This window comes from Bartonella sp. CE47NXGY (assembly GCF_042195415.1).
GTDB lineage: Bacteria > Pseudomonadota > Alphaproteobacteria > Rhizobiales > Rhizobiaceae > Bartonella.
On the sequence record NZ_JBHIOI010000223.1, the window covers coordinates 1 to 733 of the forward strand.

The window sequence follows — 733 nt, forward strand, 5'->3', positions numbered from 1 at the left end:
CACCGTTCCAAAGCATTCGCTATGGCCTGCTAAGAATAGACAAAACCTTCCTCCTTAATGAGAAAGGCTCATAAACGGAAACTGTTTGGTGTTATCTGCACCTTTGAAAAAGAGATGAGAGTTCATATCACACACCTGAAAAAGAGCATTTCGTAACATATTCTGACAGAATTGAAAGTAAAATACAATGAAATATACCAAAACACAAATGGTACTTATTTTAATACCGATCGCTTTAGGTGCTTTAACGATATTCCTTGTCCCTCATTTTTTACTGTTAATAACAAATGGACTAAAGAGCGATCAAATTTATTGGACTCTTCGTTCTGAGCCTTTATTAGTCTTAGCACTAACGGCTGCTGTTTCATTGTTGTATAGTCTGTCGCAAAAACTGCACTTACGTAAAATAATCACTTTTGTCTCCGTTGTTTTTTTTGGAACAACCGCTCTTTACTATATTGGTGGTGAAATAAAACGTTTAAGTCCCTATGTTGGCCAACAAGGAATAACGTGGAGCTATGCGCTTCAATTCATGGACCCCATGGTTGTCTTTGGCATCATTATTGGTGGTTTTCTTTCCATCATTCAATTCGTAACAACCCTTCCACCTAAAAATAAGGTCAAGCGTGCAAAAAAAGGTGTTTTTGGTGAGGCCTCTTGGATGAATTTAAGAGAGGCAGCAAAAATCTTTCCTGCCAATGGGCAAATTGTTGTGGGTGAAAGATACCGTGTC

1 pseudogene is annotated in these 733 nt (G+C 38.1%); it reads left to right on the forward strand.

Annotation, left to right across the window (positions count from 1 at the left end):
• Nucleotides 1-187: 187 nt before the first annotated feature.
• A pseudogene (locus ACFIL3_RS10790) lies at nt 188-733 on the forward strand (Ti-type conjugative transfer system protein TraG); the annotation flags it as partial.